Origin of the sequence: Bradyrhizobium zhengyangense, from assembly GCF_022012555.1 — a bacterium.
GTDB lineage: Bacteria > Pseudomonadota > Alphaproteobacteria > Rhizobiales > Xanthobacteraceae > Bradyrhizobium > Bradyrhizobium zhengyangense.
Window position 1 is genome coordinate 205188 of sequence record NZ_JAKLTZ010000001.1, and the last position, 13438, is coordinate 218625.

The window sequence follows — 13438 nt, forward strand, 5'->3', positions numbered from 1 at the left end:
TCCGGCTTGTCCCCGCGGCGGCGCTCGCGGAGCCCAACGTGCCATGATGCCATCATGCCCCTGTTTTGCCCGACAGGCCAACCAAAATTCGTAAAATCAGCAAAATACGCTTTCGCGACCCGACTGCTTTGAACTTCAACCACTTGCCTACTGTGCATGGGGTTGTTTTCGAATTTTGCGTTGACCCTGCCTCGTGGAGAGCATTCGGCAGCCGTCAGTGACGTTTGAAATATTGCACGTCGCGCTCGTGCTTCTCGGCGGCGGCGCGGCTCTTGAAGGTGCCGAGATTGCGCCGCTTGCCGGTCTTGGGATTCACCTTGCGCGAATAGAGCCGGTATTCGCCGGATGCGAGCTTGCGGATCATGGTTGCGCCTCCTGTCGCGGCCTTGTGCGTCAACCCGCTTTGCACGCGGTCCGTTCCGTCAAGGCTTTGCCTGTGGCGGAAACAGTTGATTGGCAAACGGCTGTGGATCGGAGGGAACCTTCATGACGACGAAGCTGCGTCCCATCGAGCGGTGACAGGCGTTGCAGCCCTCGGTGAGATCGCCCAGGGCCTTTGCGAATTTGCGGCCGTCTTTTGCCGCAATCGCGTCGGACGTCGCCTGCAGCGACGGCTCCAGTGTTGTAACATTGCTGACGGGGATGCCGGAATAGAGCAAGGCGGCCTCGACCAGGCTCGCCTTGAGCTGGCGCAGCTCGAAAGCCGCAAGCTCCCAATTCTGCGCCTTGCCGGCGAGCCAGAGCTTCTGATGGCGCGTCTGTGCGGCACTCATGATGTCGCCGAGCCGCGGCACGTACTGGTCCGCCGACGGCGATCTGAGATCCTGCGCCGCCACGGCCGTCGCCGCTCCCATCAAGGCCAACGCCAGCACCCAAATTCGAGGCATCATCGCAAGTCTCCAGTCTTTTTGTAGACCCCGTCTACGACGCGCTGATCCGAAGGGCCTTGCGCTTGATCAAGGGTCGCGCGCCAAAGCGTTGTCGAGCGAGCTCTAGAAGCACAGCGTGGTGACGAGCTTGCCCTGCTTGTCCTTGATCGCATAGGGGCAACGCAGCCGCTCCAGCGCCTTCTTGGCGTCCTCGTCGCCGAGCGCTGCGGCACGCTCGTAATAGGCCTTTGCAGCGTCCTTGTCCTTGGGCCCGCCGCGGCCCTCCTGCGCGAAGGCGCCCATCCGCTCCAGCGCGCCGGGATGGTTTTGCGCCGCCGCCTTCTCGAACAGCGCGCGCGCCGCGACGTCATCCTTCTCGCCGCCATTGCCATTCGCGAGCATCAGGCCGAGCTGGTACTGCGCCTCCGCATTGGTCTCGGCCGCCTTGCCGAGCAGGGTGCGCGCCTGCGCCGGATCGGCCGGCGCCCCGCCACCGGCGCTGCCGAGCGCTGCGAGGTTGGAGACGCCGCGCGGATTGCCTGATTGCGCCGCCTTCTCGAACAGCTTTCGCGCTTGCGCCTCGTCCTTGGCGACACCGGAGCCGGTGCCATAGGCGACACCGAGCTCGACCATCGCAGCGCTGGAGCCCTTGTCGGCCGCCTTGCGCCAGGCGGCGAGCGCTTCCGCCGTCTGCCGGTTGGCGGCATAGGCGCGGCCGAGCGCAAACATCGCGCGGCGCGACGTGCTTGCTGCCTGCTTGCAGAATTTGATGGCGGTCGTGATGTCGGCGGCAGCGATCTCAGGCACGCCCTTCACGTCGGCCGGCTTGTCCGGGTCGCTGGGATCGGCGGCAACACGGTCGCACAGCACGAGATCGGCCGATTGCGCATGCGCGGCGACCGGCACGGCAAGAGTGACGAGGATGGCCAAGAGATAAGTCCGCATGGCCATCACGTTGCGTCCGCGTGCCGGCAAATTCAAGGCTCGAGCCCCGACTGGCGCAACACCGGTACGACCTCGGGCGATGCCAGATAGCGCAACAGCCGGTCCGCGGCTTCGGCCTGCTTCGCATTCGTCATGCGGCCGGCAGAGAACACCGCCGGAATCTGCAAATCGTGGGGGACCGGGCCGATCACCTCGATGCCATCGACCTGCTTCAACTCGCTGATCTGCTGCACGGCGAGGTCAGCCTCGCCGCTGACGAGCCGCTCCGCCGTAAAACCCTGCTCGACGATGGTGGCCCTGGCGTTAATCTCGGCCGCGATGCCCATCCGCACGATCAGCTGTGCGAAGTACACGCCGCTCGCACCGAGACGCGAATAGGCGACGGACCGCGCCGCGAGCAGCGCCTTGCGCAGCGCGGCTTCGCTTGAGATATCGGGATGCACCTGCCCGGCCCGCACGGCGAGGCCGACATAGGAGCGCGCGAGGTCGGCTGCGCTGTCCGCGATCACCCGGCCCTCGCCGATCACCTCGTCGAGCCCTTCGCGTGTGAGAATGACAAGATCGGCCGCCTCGCCGGCGCGCAGGCGCTTGAGCAGCGCCAGGGTCGGCGCGAAGTCGGCCTCGACGTGAATGCCCGTTGCGGTCTCGAACGCGGCGGACAGGCTGCGCATCGCGCCCATCAGGCCGAGCGTCGAGAGCATGCGAACATTTTCCATGTGATTTTCCCGGTACGATCAGGCGCGATGCATCAGCTTGAGCGTGGCGGTCAGGCGCAGGCTGCGCTTGCCGGCCAGTGCAGTCGCTTCCAGCATCGCCTGATCGCAATCATAGGTGCCGGCAAAGCCGATGCCGACCTCGTGGCCGCCAAAGATCGGATCGTCCTTGGCCGGGGTGTGCTCCTGGTTGAGGATCTGCCCCTTCCAGCGGCCGTTCGCGGCGGTGTAGCTGCCGAGGTAATAGAACGAGGCATCGCCGCCGAGGATGCGGCCCCGGTTGAGCAGCATCACGCCTGTGAGCCCGCCGTCGACACCGTCGAGCATGCGCAGATGGATCGAGTAGAGGCCATCGGTGATGCTGGCCTCGCCGGCCCCGCCGGCGATCGGCAGCTCCTCCTCCGTGATCGGTGTCATCACCGACTGGAACGGCACGCCGGGCAGCTCTTTCAGCTCGCCCTTGAAGCGGTAGAGATCGCCGTCCGCAAATCCTTTCGCGATCAGCGTCGCATCATCGGTGCCGGCCATGGCGCGGTAGTTCGGATCGGGGTTGTGGCGGACGGTGTTGATAACGATGTCGACGCCGCCTTCGGTCTTCTCGTAGGTGCCGATATGGGCAAACGCCGAATTGCCGCCGAGCATCTTGCCATTGCCGGCATGCATCACGCTCCGGCCGACGGTGTCGCCGAGCTGAAATCGTACCTTGTAGAAGCCTTCAAACACCAGCCGTGTCCCCGGCTCCGCGCGCATCCTGACGACTAGTCTAGCCCGGTTTCGGCTGACATGGACAGGCTTCACCCCGGCATGGATGCGAGACCCACAACAAGCGCTGCACTCGGAACGCAAAAATCCGCCGGAGCCTTGCAGCTCCGGCGGATCGAAAGACAACCCGGGCCAGCCCCCTGCCCCGGGCCGGGACGATCTTAGGCGACGGCCTTCTTGTCGACCGGCACGGACGAGATCGTCTTCAGGATCTGCGAAGCGATCTGGTATGGGTCGCCCTGCGAGTTCGGGCGGCGATCTTCCAGATAGCCCTTGTAGCCGTTGTTGACGAAGGAGTGGGGAACGCGGATCGAGGCACCACGATCAGCCACGCCGTAGCTGAACTTGTTCCACGGCGCGGTCTCGTGCTTGCCGGTCAGACGCTTGTCGTTGTCCGGGCCGTAGACGGCGATGTGGTCCATCAAGTTCTTGTCGAACGCGGCCATCAGCGCCTCGAAGTACTCCTTGCCGCCGACCGTACGCATGTACTCGGTGGAGAAGTTGGCGTGCATGCCCGAGCCGTTCCAGTCGGTGTCGCCGAGCGGCTTGCAGTGGAACTCGATGTCGATGCCGTACTTCTCGGTCAGGCGCAGCATCAGGTAGCGGGCCATCCACATTTCGTCGGCGGCCTTTTTGGAGCCCTTGCCGAAAATCTGGAATTCCCACTGGCCCTTCGCGACTTCAGCGTTGATGCCTTCATGGTTGATGCCCGCCGCCAGGCAGAGGTCGAGATGCTCCTCGACGATCTTGCGAGCGACGTCGCCGACGAACTTGTAGCCGACGCCCGTGTAGTACGGACCCTGCGGCGCCGGATAGCCGTATTCCGGGAAGCCCAGCGGACGGCCGTCCTTGTAGAAGAAGTATTCCTGCTCGAAGCCGAACCAGGCGCCGGCGTCGTCAAGAATGGTGGCGCGCTTGTTGGACGGATGCGGGGTCTTGCCGTCTGGCATCATGACTTCGCACATCACCAGCACACCGTTGGTGCGCGCACCGTCCGGGAAGACGGCGACCGGCTTCAGCACGCAATCAGAGCTGTGGCCTTCAGCCTGCTGGGTCGAGGAGCCGTCGAAGCCCCACAGCGGAAGCTGCTCGAGGGTCGGGAACGACGAAAATTCCTTGATCTGGGTTTTGCCGCGCAAGTTCGGAGTCGGCGTATATCCGTCGAGCCAGATGTACTCGAGCTTATACTTGGTCATTGAGCCTCTCTGTAGATGATGCGAAAGGTGGGGTTGAGAGCCCCGCACGTTTGTACCCGGCCATCATCGGCCGGCCCCTTACAAGCATTTTGCGTGCCAAAAGGCCGCAGTTCGGCAGGTTTTCCACCGCCGCCGCAACTGGCCGCCCGACCTAAACGGTCCACACCGGCGTGCGTCATAGAAGCGCACCTTCTCGTGAAGCTGCACTGCAAAAATCCCGCGGAAAACGCCCGATTCTGGAGCAGGCAGGTCCCTGCCTGAGGTTGCCGATCAAACGCGCATCAACGTCCGGCAACTTTCGAAAAGCGGCCTGCGCCTGCCTAGCAACCTTTGGAATGGCCCAGACGTTAGTCATCGACCCGATGCCTTAGGGGGTGCAGATGGCCATCTGCCCAAGAATTAGGCGGAAACTGATTTCGTTTTCAGCACTTTGCTTTTGGGAGTGCGAGGCCGATATGGGGATTCCAGTAACCACATCAGAACGAGTCGAGCGCACCATGGAGGCCAAGGCGCTTCGACCGAGGAGCAATCGCAATGATGAACAATGGTCTAAGTCACGGATCAGCGAAGATCTACCAATTCCCTGTCGGGGGCCGCGCGGCTCTCGCGGGGCACCGCTATGGCGAGACCCGCCTTCCTGCCGATCACGCGTCCCTTCCCACGAACGCCTCGATCTGCAGCGATAGCTGGTACCATCAGGACGCGGTCGACGAAGCAAAGCCCAAATGGGAACGCTAATGCCAGTGCCTGGATTGAGACCGCCGCGCTCTTTCGAGTGCCAGACGGGAGTTTGAAAAAGGGTCGAAACAACGACGTTTCGACCCTTTTTGATTCTGGCCGGACGTTCGTTTAGAGGGCGGGCTTTTCAATCACCGCGCAGGCCGTGACCGGCCTTTTCAAATGCTTGACCGTGGTGACCCCGGTCTTGTCGATCTTCAACGTGATACCCGCCCCCGAATAGCGCGCGCCAGAAACGGCCAATCGCTTGCCAAGCGTCACTGGCTCGCCGTCGATCTGGAGGAAGGCGCGATTGTCGCCGTCATAAAACGCCACGATGAACTGCGTACCATCGGCGCAGCGATAGGTCCGGAACGTCTGCGCGTCGGCCTGCCGCGCGCCGGAAATTCCAGCGGCCAGCATGATGGTCCCCCAAACAACAGCCTTGTGCCGGCTCATGATCGCCCCCTCTAATGATCCGTCGACAACATAACAAAAGCAGCTCCGATGTCAGACTCCCCTGCCCGCCACCTCGCCTTGCAGGGCGCCAGTAATTTTCGCGATCTCGGCGGCTACGCCACATTGGACGGCCGCACCACGCGCTGGCGCCACATCTTCCGCTCCAATCATCTCGGCCAGCTCACCGCGGCAGACATCGAGATCGTCCGTGCGCTCGGCGTCAAGAGCGCCTTCGACTTCCGCGGCGTCGAGGAGCGCGCAGCCGGCGCGTGCGTCATCAACGAGATCGCCGTGCATTCGCTGCCGATCGAGCCGACGGTGGTAGCTTCGTTGCGCGCCGAGCTCGCCAGGGGGGCGCTGACCGGACCGGTCGCGCTCGAACTCATGCGCGAGTCCTATCGCAACTATGTCCGCCACAACACGAATAGCTTCCGAATGCTGTTCGGCCATCTGCTCGAGGACCGCGCCCCGCTCGTGATCCACTGCACCGCCGGCAAGGACCGCACCGGCTTTGCCAGCGCCCTGATCCTGCATGCGCTGGGCGTGCCCGACGACGTCATTGCCGAGGATTATCTGCTGACCAACCGCCATTACAGGCGTGACACATCGAGCGTCTCCGATGTGCCCGACGACGCCCTCGACGCGATCGGCTCGGTCAACGCCTCTTATCTCGCGGCCGCGTTCGATGCCGTCAGCCGCGACTATGGCGATGTCGAAACCTACTTGCGCGACGGCCTCAAGCTTGGCGCGGCCGAGCGCACCGCGCTGAAGGAGCGTTATCTGCAGGCGTGATCCGGCAGCGCCCCTCTCACGCCGTCAGCCCCGCAGCTTTGACGATGACGTCCTTGAGAGCGAGTGAGACCTGCATGGTGCTCCAGTCGCTCTGGTGCAGCTTGTCGGGATCGGTCACGTCGATCAATTGCTCAAACGACACGTTGTTCTGCACGTGCCAATGCCGCATCAGGGCCCAGCGCTGAAACAGACTAACGCCGGCGTCATTGGCAGCTTCGCGGATCAACCGGACCATTCTGTCCGACAGGTCGGCGCGATCATCCCACAGCATCTTCGTCGTATATTGCGGGTCCATCACCACGACCTCGAAACCGCGGGCACGCAATTGCGCGAGCCCCTTCCTGATGTTCCCGGCAACGACGTCAACGTCGTATTGGTCGTTGTGAAAGACCGCGTTCGTCCCCACCTGCCAGATCACCAGCGCGGGATCATCGGGGAAAATATCTGTCTCGAACCGCCCGAGCTCCTCATTTGCCTCTTGTCCGCCAATACCGCGGTTGAGCACGTCAATCCGGATATCGGTCCGATGGAGGACGTCCTTGACGTATTGCCGCAGATACATCTCGAGGCGATAGGGATAAGGCACGACATCGGTTCGTCCGGCCGTCGACGACGACCCCATGGCCACGATCCGCACCACGCCCTTTCCGTCGAAGGCTTGCCGGAGCCGCATCAGGGGATATTTCAGGTCGACGATCTCGGAGGGAAATTCGATGGGCGGAAAAGGATCGGGCATGAAACAATCTCCTCAAACGATCTAAAGTTGCATTTATAGCCCAGCCCTGATGCGGGCGCCATTGCAACTCCAACCGGCCTCGCGCAATAGTCGGCGCGATCTGAGACGAGGGAGAGGACCGTGCAGGGAAAAATCGTCGTCGTGACCGGCGCGCTCGGCGCGCTTGGCAAGGTGGTCGCCGATATCGCGCTGTCGCGCGGTGCGCGGGTCGCCGGCATCGATTATGCGCCCTCTCAGATGCCGGCAACGACCGAGCGCATCGAGATCGGCGGCGTCGACCTCTCTGACGCAGCGCAGGCGAAGACAGCGGTCGAGGCTGCCGCGAAGCATTTCGGCAGACTGGACGCATTGATCAACATCGCCGGCGGGTTTGCCTTCGAGAAGGTCGGCGACGGCGACATCAAGACGTGGCAGCGCATGCATGCGCTGAATCTGCTGACGGCCCTCAACACCTCGCATGCGGCGCTGCCGCACCTTGCCGCCTCGAAGGCCGGCCGCATCGTCAATATCGGCGCCATGGGTGCGCTCCAGGCCGGCTCCGGCATGGGGCCTTACGCGGCATCGAAGGCGGGCGTGCACCGCCTCACCGAGGCGCTGGCCAACGAATGGAAGGGCAAGGTCACGGTGAATGCCGTGCTGCCGTCGACCATCGACACCAAGGCCAACCGCGCCGATATGCCGGAAGCGGACTTCGCCAAATGGGTGACGCCGCAGGAGCTTGCCGAGGTGATCCTGTTCCTCATCAGCGACGCCGCGAGCGGCGTCACCGGTGCGCTCATTCCGGTGAGCGGACGTGTGTAGCCTTTTCGTCGGCCCCTAATATTGCTATCTTGGAACCATGACGACCGAGGATATCGAGCGGGCGATTGAGCAACTGACGCCAAGAGAATTGGCGCAGTTCCGCGCATGGTTTGAGCAGTTCGATGCGCACCGCTTTGATCAGGCCCTGGAGCAAGACGCCAAAGCGGGCAAGCTAGATGCTTTTGCCGAGGAAGCGTTGAGCGCGTATCGCGCCGGCCAAACCCGCGACTTGTGAAACACGCGGCATCGCCGAGATTCTGGAAGTCTTACGAGGCTTTGCCAGCCAACGTTCAACGGCTGGCTGACGCCAATTTCAGGCTATTGAAGAGCGATCCCAATCACCCCTCGCTCCAATTCAAGCGCGTCGGACGATATTGGTCTGCCCGAGTCGGATTGCGCTATCGCGCCCTGGCCGTCGAAGCCAATGGGGATTACGTCTGGTTCTGGATCGGCTCGCATGCCGACTATGACCGTCTTGTACAATGAGAGAACTCAATCCGGCACCAGCAGCCGCAGATTGCCCTTGAAGCGGATGCTCTGCTTGCCCGCGAGCGCAATACCCTCGCCATAGGCAGTCTCGTCGGTATAGGTGCCGCTGAAGCCGATGGTCACGACCTTGCGGCCCCACACTGGACGCTCATCGAATGTGGGCGAATGCTCCTCGTTGGTCAGCTCGCCCTTCCACTTGCCGTCGGCGCAGGTGTAGCTGCCATAGGCGAAGAAAAACGAGTCGCCGCCGCGCAGGGTGCCGTCGCGCAGCACCATGACACCCTGATTGCCGCCCTGGACACTATCCAGGAACTCGATCCGGATGTGATAAAGCCCGTTCCTGATCGTCATATGCAAGCGCCCTGTTCCCCGCGCGGGGATATAGCTGGCTTGGCCGGGTCAGTGCGAGTCCGATCCGGGCTAAACTGCCGGTAACTGATTCTCCGATCGGACACCGCCTTGGAAACCGCGCTCTACCTCCCCGTCAAACGATTCCTCGAAGGCCTCGGCTTCGACGTGAAGGGCGAGATCCGTGGCTGCGACCTCGTGGGCCTGAGCGCCGGCGATCCGCCTGTGGTGGTGATCGGCGAGCTCAAGCTCGCCTTCAATCTCGAACTGATCCTTCAAGCGGTCGATCGCGCACCGGCGGGCGACGAGATCTGGATCGCGGCCAAAATATCGGCGCGCGGCAAGGGCCGCGAGAGCGATGCGCGCTATCGCAATCTGTGTCGCCGTCTCGGCTTCGGTATGCTCGGGGTAACCGACAAGGGCCAGGTCGAGGTGCTGGTGAAGCCGCCTACGGCCGCACCGCGCCGCGAGCCGAAGACGCGCTCGCGGTTGGTTGCCGAACATCAGCGCCGCCAGGGCGATCCGGTGCTCGGGGGCAGCACCCGCGCGCCGATCATGACGGCCTACCGGCAGCAGGCGCTGGCCTGCGCATCCGAGCTCGCGGCGGGCCCGCGGCGGATACGCGAGCTGCGGGAGCGCTGTCCCGATGCCGGCAAGATCTTGCTTAACAATGTGTATGGCTGGTTCGAGCGCGCCGACCGGGGAATCTACGGACTGACGCAGGCAGGACATGCGGCGCTGAAGCGCTGGCCGCAGCAACGCCCCGAGATCGGTGCCCCGTCACCGTCATGACACCCGACCGGTGCATAGCTGAGATGCCACACGGATTTCATATTGCAATGCAACATTCCCGGCACTAGGTATCCCGGCATCAAAATGAGGCCGTTATGAGCGCAGACTGGAATACCAAATATGGCACGCGGCGCGTGCGCCACGATCCGCCCACCCTGGACGAGGCGATCTTCGCCGCTGTCGGCATTACCGACGACCAGGAGCAGCAGGCCGAGATCGCTGCCTCGCTGATGGGCATGCCGCTCGACGTGGTTCAGGCTGAGGTGAAGAAGCAGGCCCGCACCAACAGCCGCATCACCGCGACACGCGTGATCGCTGGCGAACAGGGCGCACAGCGCTCGGTTGTGGTTGAACGCCGCGTCGTTCGTCGCTTCGGCAACGACAAGCGCACCGGCACCTGAGCCCTCATTTCCTCGCTTCAATCAAAAAGCGGACCGGCCCTAGCCGATCCGCTTTTTTGATTCAGGCCTTTTGATTTCAGGCCGCGCGATTGGGGTACATGCTCGAGATCAGCTTCCAGCAAGTCGAGTTGAAGCTGAGGAGCGCGCGGCCGGCCTTGAACGGCGCCGAGGCGAGATCGGCAAGCTCGTCCTCTGGCGTCTTGGTCAGGTCGATCGTGCCGGTGGATTCGCCATGGCGGAATTGCAGGCTCGCGCCGAACTTCCTGGCGAGCGCGCGCATGGCGTGATTCTCCGCGCCCGTGGTGATGCGCAGGCTCTTGTAGCCCTTCCAGCGCGCTTCCGCGATCAGGCGACTGAACAGCACGGTGCCGACGTTCTGGCGGCGCGCGGAGGCCTCCACGCTGAAAGCGACTTCGGGCAGCGAATCGCCTTCCGGCGGATGCAGCTCGGCCGCACCACGGACCACGCCGTCGACGATGTAGGCAACGATCACGGTGCCGTCATCCGCGCAGCGCGCCGCGTAGCGCTCGATAAAGCTGTCGTCGAGAAAGCCGTTGAAGCGGTCGTGCCGGCTTTCGGCATCAAGCCTGAGCAAGTGGTCGCGCAACAGCGGCAACTCTTCCTGCTGGCTCAGGGTTCGCACATAGCCCGGAACGGACGTCGCGCGAACGGTCTCATCAAGTGTCACGTCAAAACTCCTCTTGGTGTCCCTCGAGGAGGCGTTCGAATCCCTAGGCCTCCAATATTGTGCGTCGCAACAAAATTATCAAGACGGGAACCTGCTCAAGTTTCCGGCATCGGGGCGACCAATTCGTTAATAAAATCAAGGCCCCGTAGTCTTACAGGACCAGCTGCGTCTGGGTCACCACAGCGACCAGCTTGCCGTCCTCGGTCTCCAGCCGAGTGGTCCAGACCTGGGTCCGGCGCCCCCGGTGAACCGGGGTCGCGGTCGCGATCACGGTGGCCCCCTCCCTGGCGCCGCCAATGAAGTTGGTCTTGCTCTCCAGCGTCGTCGTGCCCTTGGCATCCTCTGGCAGGTTGATCACGGTCGCGGCAGCACCGACGGAATCGGCGAGCGCCATCACGGCGCCGCCATGGATGGTGCGATTCAGGGTGCAGAGATCGGGCCTCACCGTCATCCGGGCGACGACGCGATCCTTCCCCGCTTCGACGAATTCAACGCCCTTGAGCTCCGCGAACGGCATTTTCATCGCTTTAAGTTTTTCGAGCGGCGTCATCAGAACTCCTCCCAATTCCTTGTTGCCTCAACGTGAATTGGTTCGCGCGGCAAAGCAATGACGTCCGGGGTAATGGCCGCCGTGACGCCGGCGCTCCACCGTGGAGACCGCCCCCTTCTCAGGTCACTGCGTTGACGACCTGATATTCCGGCCGCCGCCACACTTCCCCCGCGATCACCTCCTCGATAATTTCGGCCGCCCGCATGATCTCGCTCTCGCCGATGTACAGCGGCGTGATTCCGAACCTCATGATGTCGGGCGCACGGAAATCGCCGATAAGGCCGCGAGCGATCACAGCCTGCATCGCGGCATAGCCGCCCTCGAAGGCGAACGAGACTTGCGAACCACGACGCTCGTGAACGCGCGGGGTCACGAGCTTCAGAGATGGACAACGGCGCTCGACTTCCGCGATCAGGAGATCGCCAAGCGCCAGCGAGCGGGCGCGAACCTCCTTGAGGTCGACCCGATCCCAGATATCGAGCGAAGCCTCCAGCGCCGCCATCGCCAGCACCGGCGGGGTGCCGACACGCATGCGCTCGACGCCGCCGGCGGCCGCATAGCCAAGCTCAAACGCAAACGGCTTTGCGTGGCCCATCCATCCGGAGAGAGCCGCACGGGCGCCGTCGGCATGACGCGGCGCGACATAGAGAAACGCCGGCGCGCCGGGGCCAGCATTGATGTATTTGTAGGTACACCCGGCGGCGAAATCGACACCACAGCCGGCGAGATCGACCGGCAGCGCGCCGGCCGAATGCGCGAGATCCCATACTGTAACGATGCCCAGCCCATGCGCCTTCGCGGTCAGCTTCGCCATGTCGTGACGATGGCCGGTGCGGTAGTCGACCTCGGTGATATAGAGGACGACGATCTCTTCCGACAGCGAGGCCTCGATCTCCTCCGGAGCAACCAGACGCAGCTGATGACCCCGCCCGAGCGTCGCGATCAAGCCTTCAGCCATATAGAGATCAGTCGGAAAATTGCCGGTGTCCGACAGGACCACCTTGCGCGATGCGTTCATGTCGAGCGCGGCGGCGAGCGCCTGGTAGACCTTGAGCGAAAGCGTATCGCCAACCATCACCGATCCCGCCTCCGCGCCGATCAGCCGGGCGATGCGATCGCCGACATGGCGCGGCTGGGCATACCAGCCTGCGGTGTTCCAGGCGCGGATCAGCTCATTGCCCCACTCGGCGGTGATGACACGGTTGACGCGCTCCGCGACGCCAAGCGGCAGCGCGCCGAGCGAATTGCCGTCGAGATAGATCACGCCCTCAGGCAGATGAAACAGCGCTTTGGTGTCGTCGTAGACGCGAAGCCTGGACATGGTCATCTCTACAGAATCGTGCGCACGCGCCAGAGCTCAGGGAACAGCTCGACCTCCAGCATACGCTTGAGGTAGCTGACGCCGCCGGTGCCACCGGTGCCGCGCTTGAAGCCGATGACGCGCTCGACTGTCGTGACATGGTTGAAGCGCCAGCGCCGGAAATAATCCTCGAAATCGACCAGCTTCTCGGCGAGCTCGTACAGCATCCAGTGCGTCTCCGGCGCCTGGTAGACCTCGCGCCAGGCGTGAAGCACGCCCTCGCTGAAGCTGTGGGTCTCACGGACATCGCGCGCCAGCACAGCGGCCGGCATCTTGAGCCCGTTGCGGTTCGCAAGCCGCAGCACCTCGTCATAGAGGCTCGGCGTCGCAAGCTCGGCCTCGAGCAGTTTTGTCGTTTCCACGTCGTGCGCGTGCGGCTTCAGCATGGCGTGGTTGCGATTGCCGAGCAGATATTCGATCAGCCGGTGCTGCCGCGACTGGAAGCCCGAGGACTGGCCGAGCTGGGAGCGGAAGCGGGTGTATTCGCTCGGGGTCATCGTCCGCAGCACGTCCCAGGCATTGTTGAGCTGCTCGAAGATGCGCGACATCCGCGCCAGCATCTTCATGGCAGGAGCCACATCATCTTTGGCGATGGCACGACGCGCGGCGCTGAGCTCGTGGATTGCGAGCCGCATCCACAGCTCCGTGGTCTGATGCTGGATGATGAACAGCATCTCGTCATGCGCCTCCGAAAGTGGATGCTGCGCGCCGAGGATCGCATCCAGCGACAGATAGTCGCCGTAGGACATGCGCCGGGCGAAATCCGTCTCGGCGCCTTCGCTTGAGGGATCATAATCGCTGGACGTCATGACGGGCACTT

At 63.3% G+C, this 13438-nt stretch carries 20 protein-coding genes; 7 read left to right on the forward strand and 13 right to left on the reverse strand.

Annotation, left to right across the window (positions count from 1 at the left end; translation table 11 throughout):
• Positions 1–214: 214 nt before the first annotated feature.
• The 6 genes from L6639_RS01050 to L6639_RS01075 form a co-directional block, all read right to left on the reverse strand.
• Positions 215–364: a hypothetical protein gene (locus L6639_RS01050; RefSeq protein ID WP_084292415.1), complete on the reverse strand. Its 150-nt coding sequence runs from the start codon at positions 362–364 to the stop codon at positions 215–217.
• Between the two features lie 58 nt (positions 365–422).
• Positions 423–890: a hypothetical protein gene (locus L6639_RS01055; RefSeq protein ID WP_237858201.1), complete on the reverse strand. Its 468-nt coding sequence runs from the start codon at positions 888–890 to the stop codon at positions 423–425.
• Positions 891–992: 102 nt separating this feature from the next.
• Positions 993–1814 (reverse strand): tetratricopeptide repeat protein, encoded by an 822-nt coding sequence (locus L6639_RS01060; protein ID WP_237859384.1) that lies wholly within the window; start codon positions 1812–1814, stop codon positions 993–995.
• Positions 1815–1846: 32 nt separating this feature from the next.
• Positions 1847–2530: a substrate-binding domain-containing protein gene (locus L6639_RS01065; RefSeq protein WP_237858202.1), complete on the reverse strand. Its 684-nt coding sequence runs from the start codon at positions 2528–2530 to the stop codon at positions 1847–1849.
• A gap of 18 nt (positions 2531–2548) precedes the next feature.
• Positions 2549–3250 carry a GrlR family regulatory protein gene (locus L6639_RS01070; RefSeq protein ID WP_237858204.1) on the reverse strand — a complete coding sequence of 234 codons (702 nt, stop codon included), beginning with the start codon at positions 3248–3250 and terminating at the stop codon, positions 2549–2551.
• Positions 3251–3450: 200 nt separating this feature from the next.
• Positions 3451–4485 (reverse strand): glutamine synthetase beta-grasp domain-containing protein, encoded by a 1035-nt coding sequence (locus L6639_RS01075; protein ID WP_237858206.1) that lies wholly within the window; start codon positions 4483–4485, stop codon positions 3451–3453.
• 534 nt (positions 4486–5019) lie between these two features.
• On the opposite strand from L6639_RS01075, the gene L6639_RS01080 reads away from it, so the two are divergent.
• Positions 5020–5223, forward strand: coding sequence for a DUF2735 domain-containing protein (locus L6639_RS01080; protein ID WP_237858208.1), 204 nt, complete (start codon positions 5020–5022; stop codon positions 5221–5223).
• A gap of 111 nt (positions 5224–5334) precedes the next feature.
• Here L6639_RS01080 and L6639_RS01085 read toward each other — a convergent pair whose 3' ends face one another.
• Entirely contained in the window at positions 5335–5661 is a 327-nt protein-coding gene (locus tag L6639_RS01085) for an MliC family protein (RefSeq protein ID WP_237858209.1), read from the reverse strand.
• 48 nt (positions 5662–5709) lie between these two features.
• Between L6639_RS01085 and L6639_RS01090 the strand changes: the two genes are divergently transcribed.
• Positions 5710–6453 (forward strand): tyrosine-protein phosphatase, encoded by a 744-nt coding sequence (locus L6639_RS01090; protein ID WP_237858210.1) that lies wholly within the window; start codon positions 5710–5712, stop codon positions 6451–6453.
• A gap of 16 nt (positions 6454–6469) precedes the next feature.
• Here the strand turns inward: L6639_RS01090 and L6639_RS01095 are convergent, their stop codons facing one another.
• Positions 6470–7189, reverse strand: a complete 720-nt coding sequence (locus L6639_RS01095) for an SGNH/GDSL hydrolase family protein (RefSeq protein ID WP_237858211.1) — start codon at positions 7187–7189, stop codon at positions 6470–6472.
• Positions 7190–7309: 120 nt separating this feature from the next.
• Here L6639_RS01095 and L6639_RS01100 point away from each other — a divergent pair, with 120 nt between their 5' ends.
• Genes L6639_RS01100 through L6639_RS01110 form a run of 3 tightly spaced genes read left to right on the forward strand, consistent with a single transcriptional unit; the run spans position 7310 to position 8476 of the window.
• Positions 7310–7990, forward strand: coding sequence for an SDR family oxidoreductase (locus tag L6639_RS01100; protein ID WP_237858212.1), 681 nt, complete (start codon positions 7310–7312; stop codon positions 7988–7990).
• Positions 7991–8027: 37 nt separating this feature from the next.
• Positions 8028–8225 carry a hypothetical protein gene (locus L6639_RS01105; protein ID WP_237858213.1) on the forward strand — a complete coding sequence of 66 codons (198 nt, stop codon included), beginning with the start codon at positions 8028–8030 and terminating at the stop codon, positions 8223–8225.
• On the forward strand, positions 8222–8476 hold the full coding sequence (locus L6639_RS01110) for a ParE family toxin-like protein (RefSeq protein ID WP_237858214.1): 255 nt from the start codon (positions 8222–8224) through the stop codon (positions 8474–8476). Before L6639_RS01105 ends, L6639_RS01110 begins: the two co-directional genes overlap by 4 nt.
• 6 nt (positions 8477–8482) lie before the next feature.
• Here L6639_RS01110 and L6639_RS01115 read toward each other — a convergent pair whose 3' ends face one another.
• Entirely contained in the window at positions 8483–8830 is a 348-nt protein-coding gene (locus tag L6639_RS01115) for a GrlR family regulatory protein (protein WP_237858215.1), read from the reverse strand.
• A 108-nt stretch (positions 8831–8938) separates the two neighbouring features.
• On the opposite strand from L6639_RS01115, the gene L6639_RS01120 reads away from it, so the two are divergent.
• Together L6639_RS01120 and L6639_RS01125 are read left to right on the forward strand one after the other, a co-directional pair.
• Complete coding sequence (locus L6639_RS01120) at positions 8939–9619, forward strand: DUF2161 domain-containing phosphodiesterase (RefSeq protein WP_237858217.1); 681 nt, start codon at positions 8939–8941, stop codon at positions 9617–9619.
• Between the two features lie 95 nt (positions 9620–9714).
• The gene (locus L6639_RS01125) at positions 9715–10020 is read left to right on the forward strand and encodes a hypothetical protein (protein WP_148779049.1); all 306 of its coding nucleotides are present in this window, start codon (positions 9715–9717) and stop codon (positions 10018–10020) included.
• A gap of 76 nt (positions 10021–10096) precedes the next feature.
• On the opposite strand, the gene L6639_RS01130 is transcribed toward L6639_RS01125, so the two are convergent.
• The 4 genes from L6639_RS01130 to kynA all read right to left on the reverse strand — a co-directional run bounded on the left by L6639_RS01130 (position 10097) and on the right by kynA (position 13427).
• Positions 10097–10708, reverse strand: coding sequence for a GNAT family N-acetyltransferase (locus L6639_RS01130; protein WP_237858218.1), 612 nt, complete (start codon positions 10706–10708; stop codon positions 10097–10099).
• A gap of 151 nt (positions 10709–10859) precedes the next feature.
• A complete protein-coding gene (locus tag L6639_RS01135; RefSeq protein WP_237858219.1) occupies positions 10860–11258 on the reverse strand; it encodes a PaaI family thioesterase in 399 nt (132 codons plus the stop codon).
• A 118-nt stretch (positions 11259–11376) separates the two neighbouring features.
• Entirely contained in the window at positions 11377–12579 is a 1203-nt protein-coding gene (gene kynU / locus L6639_RS01140) for a kynureninase (RefSeq protein ID WP_237858220.1), read from the reverse strand.
• A gap of 8 nt (positions 12580–12587) precedes the next feature.
• A complete protein-coding gene (gene kynA / locus L6639_RS01145; protein WP_237858221.1) occupies positions 12588–13427 on the reverse strand; it encodes a tryptophan 2,3-dioxygenase in 840 nt (279 codons plus the stop codon).
• Positions 13428–13438 lie beyond the last annotated feature (11 nt).

Coding starts and splice junctions, on each gene's coding strand:
- L6639_RS01050 (WP_084292415.1), bottom strand. CDS start 364: ATGATCCGCAAGCTCGCATCCGGCGAATACCGGCTCTATTCGCGCAAG.
- L6639_RS01055 (WP_237858201.1), bottom strand. CDS start 890: ATGATGCCTCGAATTTGGGTGCTGGCGTTGGCCTTGATGGGAGCGGCG.
- L6639_RS01060 (WP_237859384.1), bottom strand. CDS start 1,814: ATGCGGACTTATCTCTTGGCCATCCTCGTCACTCTTGCCGTGCCGGTC.
- L6639_RS01065 (WP_237858202.1), bottom strand. CDS start 2,530: ATGGAAAATGTTCGCATGCTCTCGACGCTCGGCCTGATGGGCGCGATG.
- L6639_RS01075 (WP_237858206.1), bottom strand. CDS start 4,485: ATGACCAAGTATAAGCTCGAGTACATCTGGCTCGACGGATATACGCCG.
- L6639_RS01080 (WP_237858208.1), top strand. CDS start 5,020: ATGATGAACAATGGTCTAAGTCACGGATCAGCGAAGATCTACCAATTC.
- L6639_RS01085 (WP_237858209.1), bottom strand. CDS start 5,661: ATGAGCCGGCACAAGGCTGTTGTTTGGGGGACCATCATGCTGGCCGCT.
- L6639_RS01090 (WP_237858210.1), top strand. CDS start 5,710: ATGTCAGACTCCCCTGCCCGCCACCTCGCCTTGCAGGGCGCCAGTAAT.
- L6639_RS01095 (WP_237858211.1), bottom strand. CDS start 7,189: ATGCCCGATCCTTTTCCGCCCATCGAATTTCCCTCCGAGATCGTCGAC.
- L6639_RS01105 (WP_237858213.1), top strand. CDS start 8,028: ATGACGACCGAGGATATCGAGCGGGCGATTGAGCAACTGACGCCAAGA.
- L6639_RS01115 (WP_237858215.1), bottom strand. CDS start 8,830: ATGACGATCAGGAACGGGCTTTATCACATCCGGATCGAGTTCCTGGAT.
- L6639_RS01125 (WP_148779049.1), top strand. CDS start 9,715: ATGAGCGCAGACTGGAATACCAAATATGGCACGCGGCGCGTGCGCCAC.
- L6639_RS01135 (WP_237858219.1), bottom strand. CDS start 11,258: ATGACGCCGCTCGAAAAACTTAAAGCGATGAAAATGCCGTTCGCGGAG.
- kynU (WP_237858220.1), bottom strand. CDS start 12,579: ATGTCCAGGCTTCGCGTCTACGACGACACCAAAGCGCTGTTTCATCTG.
- kynA (WP_237858221.1), bottom strand. CDS start 13,427: ATGACGTCCAGCGATTATGATCCCTCAAGCGAAGGCGCCGAGACGGAT.